This window comes from Dyella sp., from assembly GCF_036746095.1.
Taxonomy (GTDB): Bacteria; Pseudomonadota; Gammaproteobacteria; order Xanthomonadales; family Rhodanobacteraceae; genus Dyella_B.
Window position 1 is genome coordinate 176415 of the sequence record NZ_DAIOEU010000002.1, and the last position, 12997, is coordinate 189411.

Consider the following 12997-nt stretch of genomic DNA (forward strand, 5'->3'; position numbering starts at 1 on the left):
CGTTTCTCGCCGCCAAGCGACCAGGAAACGCCCATGACCCGCAAGACCCTCAAGGTTGCGCTGCTGCAGGAAACGCACCGTGGCAGCCGCGACGCCAATTTGGACGCCATCGAAGCTGGACTGCGCGAAGCCGCCGCAGCGGGGGCGCAACTCGTGCTGCTGCAGGAGCTGCACAACGGCCCGTATTTCTGCCAGCACGAATCGGTCAACGAGTTCGACAACGCCGAGACCATTCCCGGCCACGGCACCGCACGCATCGGCAAGCTGGCGGAGGAACTGAAGCTGGTGGTGGTGTCGTCGCTGTTCGAAAAGCGCGCCGCCGGGCTCTATCACAACACCGCGGTGGTGTTCGATCGCTCTGCGACGATCGCCGGCAAATACCGCAAGATGCACATTCCGGACGATCCGGCATTCTATGAAAAGTTTTATTTCACACCGGGCGACCTGGGCTTTGAGCCGATCGACACTTCGGTGGGACGCCTCGGCGTGCTGGTGTGCTGGGACCAGTGGTATCCGGAAGCTGCACGCCTGATGGCGCTCGCCGGCGCCGAGCTGCTGCTTTATCCCACTGCGATCGGTTGGGATCCTGACGATGCGCAAGACGAAAAGGACCGCCAGCGCGAAGCGTGGATCACCGTCCAGCGCGGCCACGCCGTGGCGAACGGCATTCCGTTGCTGGCATGCAACCGCACTGGCTACGAACCTGATCCGGCCGGCGTGGGTGCGGGCATCCAGTTCTGGGGCAACAGCTTCGTGGCCGGACCGCAGGGCGAATTCCTGGCCCAGGCGTGCTCCGACAAGCGCGAATTGCTGATCGTCGAGGTCGACATGGCGCGCAGCGAGCACGTGCGGCGGATCTGGCCGTTCCTGCGCGATCGGCGGATCGATGCGTATGGCGATCTACTGAAGCGCTTCCGCGATTGATAACTGCAAATCCGGCATCGCCGTGCGCGTAAAAGCTGGCATTGTCGTCCCAGTCGGCGAAGATCGGCCAAATCCTCATCTTTTCAAAGGCAAGCTTGCACTGGGCACCCCGAATCTCCATGCTGGGTGTCCCCCTGTCACCTGCATTACCCCGCATGAGCGTCCCCGAAACCCACCTGCCCACCAAGCCTGACCTGAGCGGCCAGCCGATCGAGCGCGTGCAGCGCGATGGCGTGGAGTATGTGGTGCTGGGCACGGCCCATGTGTCACGTGCCAGCGTGGACGCGGTGAAGGCGTTGTTGGCGAGTGAATCGTTCGATGCCATCGCAGTGGAATTGTGCGAAAGCCGTGCGCAGGGCATGCGCGATCCGGAAGCCTTCAAGCAGATGGACCTGTTCCGCGTGATCCGCGAGGGCAAGGCCGGCATGGTGGCAGCGAGCCTGGTGCTGTCCACCTTCCAGAAACGCCTGGCCGATCAGTACGGCATCCAGCCCGGCGCCGAAATGAAAGCGGCGATGGATGGCGCGGCCGAACTCAATGTGCCGCTATGGCTGGTCGATCGCGAAGTGGGCACCACGCTCAAGCGCGCCTGGCACAGCGTGGGTTTCTGGCAGCGCTTCGGCCTGCTCGGCGGCATGCTGGCCAGCGTGTTCGAGCGCGAGACGATCGACGAGAAGGAAATCGAGAAGCTCAAACAAGGCGACATGCTGGAAAGCGCCTTCAGCGAATTTGCCAACGAATCGGCGCCGCTGTATCGCAGCCTGATCGCCGAACGCGACGCTTACATGGCAGCGCGTCTGCGCGAGGAGGCCGGGCGTTCCGTCACCGCCAACCCGTGCAAGGTACTGGTGGTGATCGGCGCAGGACACTTGAAAGGCCTGGGTGAACACTTGCGCATCCAGCAGGCCGATCCGAGCGACACCGTGGCGGAACTGGCCAAGGCACCGCCCAAGGCGAAGTGGCCCAAATGGCTGGCGGTCGGCCTCGTGCTGCTGGTGTTTGCGGCGATCGGCTACGCCTTCCATCGCAACACGGCGCTGGGCGCGCAGGCCTTGCGCGACTGGGTGCTGTTTACCGGCGGCTTCTCGGCAATTGGCGCACTGCTGGCACGTGCCCATCCATTGAGCATCATCGCCGCCTTCATAGCCGGGCCGATCAAGCCGTTCCGTCCGGGCATTCCGTCCGGTGGCATCAGCGCCATGGTCGAGGCATGGGTGCGCCGGCCGCGCGTGGCGGATTTCGAAAACCTGCGCGACGACATCGTGCACTGGAGCGGCTGGTGGACCAACCGCGTGGCGCGCACGTTGCTCAACTTCTTCCTGGTTTGCCTGGGCACCATCGTCGGTGAGTACACCGCCGGCATCCACATTCTCAAGAACCTGTTCTGATTGGCGGCGATGCGCGGCTTTTTGTCGCGACCCATGCGCTCGCATCGCCCATTGTGACGGCTCCGGAGCAGCCTCTATACTCGGCTGAAGTACGTTGCACGCATCCGCTGGAACCTTGGGGATCCTTTTGATGATTCGATTGCAATTGTTTGGCCTGGCCGCCATCACTGCTGCTGTCCTGTTTTGTTCCAGCTCTGCCCATGCCACGGGCGACAAGAAAAACGGCCGTACCCTCGTCTATACCTGCAATGGTTGCCATGGCGTTCCCGGCACCAACAACGCGTACCCGCAATATCCGGTGCCGAAGATCGCAGGGCAGAACGAGCAATACCTGATCAGCGCGTTGCATGAATACAAATCGGGCGATCGCACGCATCCGACCATGATGGCGCAGGCGCAGAGCCTCTCCGATCAGGAGATCCAGGATATTGCCGCTTATCTTTCCAGCATTGCTGCCAAGTAACAGCTCAAGGATTCCATCTGCATGAAACGCACGCTCACGCTGCTCTCGTTCGGTATGGCTCTTGCGCTGGTGTCGGCGCCGCTGCTGGCCGGCGGCGATGCGGCAAACGGCAAATCCAAGGCAGCCGCCTGTTTTGCTTGCCATGGTGCGGACGGCAATGCTGTCGATCCGCAATATCCGCGCCTGGCCGGCCAGTACTTTGGCTACATCCAGCAGGCCTTGCACGAATACAAGGACGGTCGCCGCAACAACCCGATCATGAAGGGTTTCGCCGCGACGCTATCGGATCAGGATATCGACGATATCGCCACGTATTACTCAACGTTGCCGACGAAGATGGATACGTTGAAAGGTCACGTGCAGGGCGATTGATCGCTCTCGCGATGTAATGGCCGTCATTCCCGCGAAGCGGGAATGACGGCCTTGAGGATAGATGGATGTAAACGGGTGACAGCCACCTCGTTACATCACCCCATCGCAGACTGCCCTTCGTTCTTGCTGTAGTACGGATTGGCGCCGCCCTTGTGGTCAGTGGCATCACGCACTGCGGTGATTTCCGGCACGCGTTCGCGTAGCGTTTTTTCCACGCCGTGCTTGAGCGTGACATCGACCATGCCGCAGCCGTGGCAGCCGCCGCCGAATTGCAGTACGACCACGCCATCGGCATCCACTTCCAGCAGGCTCACGCGTCCGCCGTGCGCGGCAATGCGCGGATTCACTTCGGCTTCGAGCACGTAGCGCACGCGCTCAACCAGGCCTGCGTCCGTCCCCGGCAATTGGCCCTTGATCTTCGGCGCCCGGATGTTCAACTGGCCGCCAGTCTGGCTCGGCTCGTAATCGATGGTGGCGTTTTCCAGCCACGACGCGCTGTCGCCTTCGATGTAGAAATTGAAGCCTTGGCACTCCACCGTCCACTCGCCGCCGGTGAGCTCCTGCGGTTCGCAGAATTCCAGTTCGCAATCGGCAGCTGGGGTGCCCGGGGAAGTGACGCGCAGGCGGATGCCCAGCCCATCGATGCCTTGCTGGGCGAGTAAGCGCAGGAAATGCTGTTGCGCGCGTTCGGAAATCTCGATCATGCCTGTGTTCACTTAGCTGTGTAGCTGTGTAGGTCGGGTTAGCGCGGCGCGACGGGGCGTCGTCGATACTGCACCATTTTAGTCCTGTTTCGCGCGAATGTTCGCTTTCGCCGTTTTCGCGTACAGTTCCCGCGTTTGAGCATACGACGGAGATCGCTATGAATGCCCAACCGCTATCCGCCCAGCACTGCCAGCCGCGTAAAGGCAAAGAGCATGCGCTGGACGAAGCAGCCATCGCCGCGCTGCTGCCGCTGGTGCCGGGCTGGAAGCTCGGTGCGGGAGGCAATGCCCTGGTGAAGGATTTCCGCTTCGACAACTTCCATCGCACGCTAGGCTTTATCAATGCGGTGGGCTTCATGGCCAACCATGAGGATCACCATCCGGATATCGAGGCAGGCTACGGCCATTGCAAGCTGCGCTGGTCCACGCACGACGTGGGTGGCCTGTCGTTGAACGATTTCATCTGCGCCGCGCGCGTCGACGCTCTGCTCGAACGTTGATCCCCACCAGGCGGCTTCCGGCGGCGTTGATCTGCGCCGGCTACGTGCTGGTCGCGCTGGCGGGCTGTCTTGCGCTTGGTCGCTTGGCGGCGACCGTCGCCGCCACGCAATTGCTGGACCAGGCGCAACAGCAGCTCGCGCGAGTGGAAGCCAACCAGCCGCTTTGGCAATGGACACTGCGCAAACCGCGCGACCTGGTGGCAGGTCGCGCTTTCGGCAACGCAACGGTAGCGCGGGGCGACGATGCATTGCGCATCACCAGCCAAGACGGCACGCCGTTTGAACTGGGCTTGCCGGTTGCGTGGTCGCTCGACCTGAAGCATTGGCCGGTCTTGCAGTTGCAGTTGCAGTTGCAGAGCGACTCGCCCGGCGAGCTCGGCCTGGTATGGCAAGGTCGCGGCCGGACACCTGCTTGCCTGGCGCCGCTAGCCGAGGTGCTGACCCCGCACACCGGCAGTGTGCATGTCGATTTGCGCGCCTTGACCTGGCGCAGCGCCACAGCCGGGGCTTGTGCGACGCCGGGCATCGCGCAGATGCTCCGCTTGCGCATCCAGATACCCCGGGAAGCAAGCGTGCGCATCGCATCGGCGGCATTGCTCACTACCGAGCCGATGCCGCGCTTGCAAGACGTTGCGATCGATTTGCCGCCACGCATTACGACACAGGGCCTCGACCGCCTCGGCGCACCCGCGCAAAACTGGCCAATGCCGCTGTTCCGTCTGCCTGAAGACAGCAGTGCGGAGGCCATGCTGGCGCTACGCGACGAGCTTCGCGGTCGCTGGCCAGCCGCATTGATCGTTCCAGCCGGCGAAACGCCGCACGCCAAACGGATGGTCCGCAGTTCTCCGGCATGGGCCTGGATCGCCTGCGTTCTTTATCTGGCTGCATTGACCTGGCTGGTATTGCGCCCGATCCAGGGTCCACTGCGCCCCTGGATCGACATCGCCGGCTGCCTGCTCGGTCCCTTGTGGTTGATCATTGGGCTGCACTGGGGTTTGCGACCGACCCCCTTGGGCGTGATGGCCTTCGGCGGCGGCCTCGCTTATGCGTTGGCGATCGAGCGCCGCCATCTGCCGCGGCTCTGGCGCTGGCCTGAAGCGGGCCGCCATTGGCTGTGGCCGCTCGCGACACTGCCGGTCGCAGCACTACTTATTCTTGTCTACGGTCACTCGCTGCGTCCCTTGCTGCCGGGGCATGTGCTTGCCTATTTCGCCTGGGCCTGGTTGCAGCAATGGTTGATGCTGATCGTGCTGCTACGTCGCTTCGAGCAGATGCTGCCTCGACCGAACTGGGCCATCGTGCCGGTGGCGCTGGTATTTGCGCTATTGCACACCCCTAACGGAACGCTGATGCAGCTGTGCTTTGTCGGCGAACTGTGGTGGGCGTGGTGCTTCATGCGCTCGCGCAGCGTATTGCCGATCGTGCTGGCGCACGCGGTCTGCGCTTTGCTGGTGGAATCGGGGCTCGCTGGAGGGACGCTGCTGCGCTCACTCGAAGTCAGCGCGCGCTTCTTTTTGTAGGGTGGGTGAAGTCCCAGCCTCCATGGCGCCTACCAGCGACGGTGGCTTTTCCCTTTGGTGCCCAACGCGTCCAGGACGGCTTTCAAGTCATCCGGCAACGGCGCGGAAAACCCATAGGCACGCCCGTCCAGCTCGAAGGACAGGTTTGAGGCGTGCAGAAACAACCGGTGCAGCCCCTGCTTATGGAAGCGCTTGTTCGCCTCCTTGTCGCCGTACTTGGGATCGCCGGCCAGCGGATGGCCGATGTGCGCAGCGTGCACGCGAATCTGGTGCGTGCGGCCGGTGCCCAAGGTGGCCTGCATCAGGCGGGCGCCGGTGTACTGGTCCATTTCACGGAAGAAAGTGAGCGACGGCTTGCCGTCGTCCGCCACCCGCACCATCCGCTCGCCGCCCTGCAACACGAACTTCTTGAGGGGGGCGTTGACGTCGAACTTGGCCTTCTGTGGATGTCCCACCATCAAGCACAGGTACTGCTTGGTGACTTGACCATCCCGGATGGCCGCCTGCAGACCGGTAAGCCCGGCACGGGTGCGGGCAAACACCAGCACGCCGCTGGTGTCCCGGTCCAGGCGATGAACCAGCTCCAGGTGGTCCTGGGGCCGGGCCTGCCGCAGCAGCTCGATGGCGCCGAAGCTCACCCCGCTGCCGCCGTGGCTGGCCATGCCGGATGGCTTGTCGATGACCAGGAAATGCTTGTCCTCGAAGATCACGGTGTCGGCAACCGCGGCGAGCGCCGCCGGGGATGCCCCCTCTTCGGGAGATCGCTCGGCCACCCGCACCGGCGGGATGCGCAGGATATCGCCCTGGCTCAGGCGCGTATCCGGCTTGGCACGCTTGCCGTTCACGCGCACCTGGCCGGTGCGCAGCAGCCGGTAAATCATGCTCTTGGGCACCCCCTTGAGCAGGGTCACGAGGGCGTTGTCGATGCGCTGACCGTCCCGCTCCGGACCGATCTCTACTTGACGCACCCCTTGAGGTACATCGGGGGAAGTTGCCGTCTGCATTGAAAAAAACCTGGGTTGAGAGGATACTCGCACAGCGCTCAGCCCGGTCCACCGACATCCCGTTGGGACCCGGGCGCCCGCCTGTTACGCCGGCGAGGTTTGCTCCGGTAGGCCGTCTTGGCAACCGGTTGCAAACACCCATTCATCGTAACGGTTCGGGTAGCCGCTTGTCCGGTTTTGTTGACCTGATGATGCGGCGTGCGTGCATAGAATCATCCCGGTATCGGGAACGTTACCGTTATTTTGCCGCTTTACCGCAGCGGCGCGATCCGAAGGAAAGGCCGCCACACCAGGCGCCACCTTGGCACGCGACGCGCGGCCAAGCCAAGGAATCACACACAATGAAAAGAATGTTGATCAACGCGACTCAGCGTGAAGAGTTGCGTGTGGCCATCGTCGATGGCCAAACCCTTTACGATCTCGATATTGAAATCCCGTCCCGCGAGCAGAAAAAAGCCAACATCTACAAGGGCCGCATCACTCGCGTCGAACCCTCCCTCGAAGCCTGCTTTGTCGACTACGGCGCCGAACGCCATGGCTTCCTTCCGCTGAAAGAAATCGCCCGCGAGTACTTCACGCCGGGCCTCGATCCCTACAAGTCCAACATCCGTGACCTCCTGAAGGAAGGCCACGAAGTGGTCGTGCAGGTCGAGAAAGAAGAGCGTGGCAACAAGGGCGCCGCCCTTACCACCTTCATCAGCCTGGCCGGGCGCTACATGGTGCTGATGCCGAACAACCCGAAAGCGGGTGGCGTTTCGCGTCGCATCGAGGGCGAAGACCGGCAGGCACTGAAGGAGGCGCTGGAGCATCTCACCGTCCCGGACGAGATGGGCCTGATCGTGCGCACCGCCGGCATGGGCCGCGACGCCGAAGAGCTGCAGTGGGACCTGGATTACCTGCTGGCCACCTGGAAAGCCATTTCCCAGGCGGCCAACGCCCAGAAAGCACCGTTCCTGATCTACCAGGAATCGAAGCTGTTCATCCGTGCCCTGCGCGACTACCTGCGCAATGACATCGGCGAGATCCTGATCGACGAGGAATCGCTGTATCAGGACGCGCGCGACTTCATGCAGCAGGTGATGCCCAACGCCCTGCGCAAACTGAAGTTGTACAAGGACGACACCCCGCTGTTCTCGCGCTACCAGATCGAAACGCAGATCGAGAGCGCCTTCGACCGCAGCGTGCGCCTGCCCTCCGGCGGATCGATCGTGATCGACCAGACCGAGGCGCTGACCGCCATCGACATCAACTCCTCCAAATCCACCAAGGGTGGCGACATCGAGGAGACGGCGTTCAACACCAATCTTGAAGCGGCCACCGAGATCGCCCGCCAGCTGCGCATCCGCGACGCCGGCGGCCTGATCGTGATCGACTTCATCGACATGGACAGCCCCAAGCACCAGCGGGAAGTCGAGGAACGCCTGAAGGAAGCCGCCAAGCTCGATCGCGCGCGCATCCAGATCGGCCGCATCTCGCGCTTCGGCCTGCTGGAATTGTCGCGCCAGCGCCTGCGCCCGTCGCTGGGCGAGGCCACCCAGATCGTCTGCCCGCGCTGCGAAGGCCACGGCCATATCCGCAGCGTGGAATCGCTGTCGCTGTCCACGTTGCGCCTGATCGAAGAACACGCGATGAAGGACAACACCGGCCAGGTGCTGGTGCAGGCCCCGCAGAGCGTGGCCAACTACATGCTCAACGAAAAGCGTGCCAGCGTGGTGGAGATCGAACTGCGCAACAAGGTGCACGTCGTGATCGTGGCGGACGAGAAGCTCCAGACGCCGCACATCGAGATCCAGCGCATCCGCGAAGCGGACATGGGCGAGCACAGCAAGCCCAGCTACGAGCGCCTTACGGCTGAAGAAGCCGACGTCGTGCGCAAGATGGGCCAGATGCTGGGCAGCAGCGAGCAGCCGGTGGTGAGCGGCATCGTGCCCAGCAGTCCGGCGCCGGTACGCGAAGAAGAAGAAACAGCCACCGCGCCGGTGGCACCGGTCACCAGGCAGCGCCAGCCGGTGGCCGTTCCCGCACCCGCCCCGACAGCATCCCAAAGTGGCTTCCTCTCCAAACTGTTCGGCTTGTTCCGCGGCAACGGCGCCGTCGCGCCGGCACCTGCCCCGGCTCCCGTGGCGGCGCGTCCGCAAGCCGCACGCGGCAACCGGCAGCAGGAAAATCGCCGTAACGAGCCACGTACCCGCGGCGAAGGCCAGCAACAGCGCCAGAACCCGCAACAGCGCGAAGCCCGTGGCACTGCACAGCAACAAGGCAAGAGCCAGAATCAGCAGCGCCAGCGCCAAGAGCAGCCGGGGCGCCAGCAGCAAGGCAAGCGCGAACCGCAACAGCGCCAGCCGAAGCCGCCGACGCAGACCGGCGAAGTGGCTTCCGCCGAACAGCGCAACAAGCAGCAGGACGTCGAAACCAACAAGCAAACCCAGCAGGAACAGCCGCCGCGTCAACCGCAGGTTGAGCGTCAGCCGCCGCAGCAACAGCAACCCGTCAATCCGCCGGCTGCCAAACCGGCGGATGTCCCCACGCCAGCGACGGAAGTCGCCGTAACAGTCACCGCCGCAACCGAAAACAACGCTACCGCTGGCGAAGCGTCGGCCGAGAGTGCAGGTCAGTCGCGCCGCCGTCGTGGCCGTCGCGGTGGCCGTCGCCGTCGTCGTCATGAAGGTGCTGCGGATGCAGGACAGAACGACCAGGCCCACGCGCTGGATCTGGACGACGAGGATCGCGATGACCTGGAAACTTCCGCGCCGGAAGCCGACGCGGCACCCGCAGAGAAGCCCGCGCCAGCCGCCACTCACGTCACTGCCGCACCAGCACCGGACCACACACCCGCGCCGCCGGTGAAAGTTGTGCACGCCATGCCATTCGCCGAAAGCCATGCACCGGTAACGGTGAAGGAAGCGGTTGCCGAGGTGGAATCCATCAAGGTCACGGTGGGTGAACCACAAACCGTTACCGCAGCGGCTGAAGACACCCATCCCTCCGCACCGTTGATCATTGCGCCGGCACCGGTGCCGTCGTCGTTCAACCTGCCGGTGCTTCCGCCCATTCCGGTGCGCGAAGCGACCGCAGAAACAGAAGCACCTGTGGCGATCGAAGAAATGGTTGCCCAGCCGTATGAAGACGCGACGGTGACGCAAGCCGAAGTGGTGACAGTCTCGGTACCGCACGACGTAGAGCCGACCACCAATGAAACCCGCGTGGCCGCCGAATCGATCGTCATCACCGAGACCAAGCATGCGGACGAACCCGTGCTGATCGAGTCCATCACCGCGCCCGCTGCCGTAGAACCGGTGGTGGTGACGCCGGCACCGCTCATCCATCAGCCTGAGCAAGGCGACCTGCTCGCTGCGCCATTGCATCACTCGGTACCTGCCGAGCCATTGCATGTTCACAACCAGCAGGTCGGTGAGACGAAGGAACCGTCCTCCGACGCAGAACATCTTCCCGCCGATCATCAACGCGACAACCGGCTTTCCTGACGCATCGTCGTTGGCGGAAGCCGTCTAAAACAAAAGGGCCGGACGTGACGTCCGGCCCTTTTGTTTGCCATGTCGAAAAATAGACGGGAACCTTCCTTAGTTCCCAACCTGGTTGTTGTGCGTATCCAGCAGCCCGTGCACGGTCATCAGGTGTGCCAGGCTGATCACGTGGTCGACCTGCAGCTTCTCCATCAGACGTTGCTTGTAGGTGGAAACCGTCTTGGGGCTGAGATTCAACTGCTCGCCGATGGCGGTGAGCGCCTTGCCCCGCACCAGCATCATGGCCACTTCCAGCTCACGGCTGGACAGGGCGTCAAATGGCGACCCTTCGCCATCCAGCGTGGCCAGTGCCAACTGCTGCGCCACCGCCGGCGCAAGATAGCGACGGCCGCCAGCCACCTGGCGCACGGCATTGAGCAGTTCTTCCGCCGCACAGCTCTTGGTCAGATAACCATGCGCTCCGGCATCCAGCAGCCGCTTCGGAAAGCGGGCATCCTCCACCACCGTCACCACGATCACGTGCGTGGGCAGGTTCGCCCGCACGATGCGCTCGGTCAGCTCAATGCCACTCATGCCCGGCATGTGGACATCGACCAGCGCGATATGCGGCTTGCTGGTCCGGATCAGCCTTAGACCATCCTCGGCCGTGGCCGCTTCGCCGCAAACACGGATATCCGGCTGCTGCAAAATCATTCTGAAGCCGGTTCTTACCAGCTCGTGATCATCTACCAGTACAACGTCGATCATCTAGCGCCCTCCTTGGTTAGGAACTGTGCCTTCGCAAAGTAGGCAGGTCTCTGACACATTGCAAGTCGATAACCCCGCGTTCCGAAAGGAATTTCCATCTTGAGCCAACTCCCACAATCAAGGTAGGAAATTACCTACATACATGTCCTAATTTTGGTGCCATGATTAGCGAAATAGCTGTCGTAAGTCACGCGTTCCACCCTGCCGGAGTGCATCGATGGTGATCTACTCGCTCAGACAATCGCCTGATGGAGATTGGAGCATACGAAGGGACTCGGCCACGCTGTTCAGTCAGCTGCGCCTTGGTCCCGCTATTCAACTGGCGCGCGAAGCCGCCCGCGACGAGCACAACCGCTCGGGTCGCAGCACCTGCGTGGAAATGCCAGGCCCCACCTCCACCATCCGCCTTGCGCAATACGCGCGCCCGGGACAGCCGCTGGAAAGCGCTGTGGCCTGACTGGTACAAATCAAGCGGAGTCCATTGCTCCGCTTGCGCAACTGCATGTTACGATCGCGCGCCTGCCGCCGGTCATTCGGCACCCCTTCCCGCCCGGATGGCGAAACAGGTAGACGCAAGAGACTTAAAATCTCTCGACCGCAAGGTTGTGCCGGTTCGATCCCGGCTCCGGGCACCAACTAAATCAAATACTTGCGCTAATCTCGAAATATCCCTCCTCTCTCACCATCCGCTGCGGATCCCCACGGATGCCCCTGGTTGAAAAGTTTTGATCACGGCTAGCATGATGCAGTCATGCCAAGACGCATTGCCGCGGTCTCAACAGAGTTCCTGCTGCGCGAGGTGGCCCACCTCGACGACAGCGTGCTGTTGTTGCCCCAACAGGTCTTCATCTTGACCGGGCTGTCTTTGGGCATGTTGAAAGAACGCATGCGCACACGACCACCACAGCCACCGCACCGATGCCACGAGAAAGGGCGCACACTGCGATTTGGTATTCACTGGGTGAGATCAGGCGGTTCCTGCGCGAACGCGCAGAGAACGCCGAGATAGATCGCACGATCGCCATGAAGCATCGATCGTTTTCAACATGGGTCAGCACAGGAACACCTGATGAGCTCTGGCCCATCACCTTGGTCGGTCCACCCCGCAAGCCCGTGGACTTCTTTGCCGCACTCCGCGGTGAGGTTCCGACAGCACGCAGCGACCGCAGTAAATGGATGACGCTGAGTGAATACATCACCGCGTTGAAGCAAACGTCTGTCGCCCCGCAATCAGAACCGGCATAGATCAACAGGCATGGATCAAGCCGCCACCGTCCACGACGATCCGTTCTTCGCCGCTCTCCACGAGTTACCCGGCATGCAACTCCTGCCCTCTGCCGTGTCCGAAGCGCTGTTGCACCTGCCACCCCAGACGTTCGACGGCCTGCGCGCCAATCGAGAACCGGTGCCGCCGCTGATCACGGTTGGAGGCCAGAGCGGCTATCTGGTGGGCGATCTGGTGCAATACATCGAGCGAGAGCCGACGCGACGTGGGCCAAAGAAGATTCAACACCCCTCATTCGCCAGCTTCCTCAACCACGGCCGGTCGGATGACGTATGGGTATTCGGCATGGCGGCGCTGGACTTCCACGGGATGCGGCGACCCGTTGATCTCCTGACAGGCCTTGACTTGCCGATGGCCGTGCTTGCCGATGCACACATTCGACAGATGACCATGAAGGAATATGCCGCCGTCATGGATGGCTATTTATCTCGATTTGATGATCAACAGGCCGCTGAGCAGCTGGCGATCGAGCACGCCCAGCTCGCGTTGCGTCATGTGCCGCCACGCGGAAGCAGAAAGAGAGTAGGAATTCATCGAAGCTGATGATGGGTGCCAAATCAACAGAACCGAAACTTGGGGTCTTTCATAGCGGGGACACAACGGAA

Annotated in this window: 12 protein-coding genes and 1 tRNA gene; 10 read left to right on the forward strand and 3 right to left on the reverse strand. The window is 62.5% G+C overall.

Annotation, left to right across the window (positions count from 1 at the left end; genetic code table 11):
• Nucleotides 1-33 precede the first annotated feature (33 nt).
• The 4 genes from V7M64_RS01870 (at nt 34) to V7M64_RS01885 (ending at nt 3147) form a co-directional block, all read left to right on the forward strand.
• Nucleotides 34-924, forward strand: a complete 891-nt coding sequence (locus V7M64_RS01870) for a carbon-nitrogen hydrolase (protein WP_333676634.1) — start codon at nt 34-36, stop codon at nt 922-924.
• A 155-nt stretch (nt 925-1079) separates the two neighbouring features.
• Nucleotides 1080-2312, forward strand: a complete 1233-nt coding sequence (locus V7M64_RS01875; RefSeq protein ID WP_333676635.1) for a TraB/GumN family protein — start codon at nt 1080-1082, stop codon at nt 2310-2312.
• 130 nt (nt 2313-2442) lie between these two features.
• Entirely contained in the window at nt 2443-2775 is a 333-nt protein-coding gene (locus V7M64_RS01880; RefSeq protein ID WP_333676637.1) for a cytochrome c, read from the forward strand.
• A 21-nt stretch (nt 2776-2796) separates the two neighbouring features.
• Nucleotides 2797-3147, forward strand: a complete 351-nt coding sequence (locus tag V7M64_RS01885) for a cytochrome c (RefSeq protein ID WP_333676638.1) — start codon at nt 2797-2799, stop codon at nt 3145-3147.
• Between the two features lie 95 nt (nt 3148-3242).
• On the opposite strand, the gene V7M64_RS01890 is transcribed toward V7M64_RS01885, so the two are convergent.
• Nucleotides 3243-3851: an NfuA family Fe-S biogenesis protein gene (locus V7M64_RS01890; protein WP_333676640.1), complete on the reverse strand. Its 609-nt coding sequence runs from the start codon at nt 3849-3851 to the stop codon at nt 3243-3245.
• 158 nt (nt 3852-4009) lie between these two features.
• Between V7M64_RS01890 and V7M64_RS01895 the strand changes: the two genes are divergently transcribed.
• Nucleotides 4010-4351 (forward strand): 4a-hydroxytetrahydrobiopterin dehydratase, encoded by a 342-nt coding sequence (locus V7M64_RS01895; protein WP_333676641.1) that lies wholly within the window; start codon nt 4010-4012, stop codon nt 4349-4351.
• Nucleotides 4348-5871 (forward strand): CPBP family intramembrane glutamic endopeptidase, encoded by a 1524-nt coding sequence (locus V7M64_RS01900; protein WP_333676643.1) that lies wholly within the window; start codon nt 4348-4350, stop codon nt 5869-5871. The genes V7M64_RS01895 and V7M64_RS01900 overlap by 4 nt, the downstream gene beginning before the upstream one ends.
• Nucleotides 5872-5900: 29 nt before the next feature.
• Here the strand turns inward: V7M64_RS01900 and V7M64_RS01905 are convergent, their stop codons facing one another.
• Entirely contained in the window at nt 5901-6875 is a 975-nt protein-coding gene (locus tag V7M64_RS01905) for an RluA family pseudouridine synthase (RefSeq protein WP_333676644.1), read from the reverse strand.
• A gap of 341 nt (nt 6876-7216) precedes the next feature.
• Here V7M64_RS01905 and V7M64_RS01910 point away from each other — a divergent pair, with 341 nt between their 5' ends.
• Nucleotides 7217-10360 carry an Rne/Rng family ribonuclease gene (locus V7M64_RS01910; protein WP_333676645.1) on the forward strand — a complete coding sequence of 1048 codons (3144 nt, stop codon included), beginning with the start codon at nt 7217-7219 and terminating at the stop codon, nt 10358-10360.
• Nucleotides 10361-10456: 96 nt separating this feature from the next.
• On the opposite strand, the gene V7M64_RS01915 is transcribed toward V7M64_RS01910, so the two are convergent.
• Nucleotides 10457-11107 carry a response regulator gene (locus tag V7M64_RS01915; protein WP_333676646.1) on the reverse strand — a complete coding sequence of 217 codons (651 nt, stop codon included), beginning with the start codon at nt 11105-11107 and terminating at the stop codon, nt 10457-10459.
• A gap of 217 nt (nt 11108-11324) precedes the next feature.
• Between V7M64_RS01915 and V7M64_RS01920 the strand changes: the two genes are divergently transcribed.
• From V7M64_RS01920 to V7M64_RS01930, 3 genes are all read left to right on the forward strand, one after another.
• On the forward strand, nt 11325-11564 hold the full coding sequence (locus V7M64_RS01920; RefSeq protein WP_325369106.1) for a hypothetical protein: 240 nt from the start codon (nt 11325-11327) through the stop codon (nt 11562-11564).
• A 91-nt stretch (nt 11565-11655) separates the two neighbouring features.
• Nucleotides 11656-11742 (forward strand) — tRNA-Leu (locus V7M64_RS01925).
• A gap of 620 nt (nt 11743-12362) precedes the next feature.
• Nucleotides 12363-12935, forward strand: coding sequence for a hypothetical protein (locus V7M64_RS01930; protein WP_333676647.1), 573 nt, complete (start codon nt 12363-12365; stop codon nt 12933-12935).
• Nucleotides 12936-12997: the final 62 nt, after the last annotated feature.